We start from the raw sequence: 218 nt of genomic DNA, 5'->3' as shown, positions 1-218 counted from the left end.
TGGGGTGCCCAGCGCAGGGAGGGCCTGCGGGAGGCGGTCCAGGCCACGGGTGCCGAGGTGATCCACCTGGGCAACTTCTCGGGGACCTTCGACGGCGGGTTCGCGGCGGCGGACCTGATGCTGGCCTCGCCGGCGACGGCCGTGCTCGCCTACAACGACATCGTCGCGTGCGGCCTGCTCAACCGGCTGGCCGCGAGGGGCGTCCGCGTCCCCGACGA

General features: G+C 74.3%; 1 protein-coding gene. It reads left to right on the top strand.

The genetic code is table 11. From position 1 onward, the window contains the following. A partial coding sequence (locus BN358_RS23165; RefSeq protein ID WP_198018389.1) for a substrate-binding domain-containing protein occupies positions 1–218 on the top strand: 218 nt, incomplete at both ends.

It is taken from the genome of Sedimentibacter sp. B4 (assembly GCF_000309315.1).
Lineage (GTDB): Bacteria > Bacillota > Clostridia > Tissierellales > Sedimentibacteraceae > Sedimentibacter > Sedimentibacter saalensis.
This window is presented reverse-complemented; position numbering and strand designations above follow the sequence as displayed.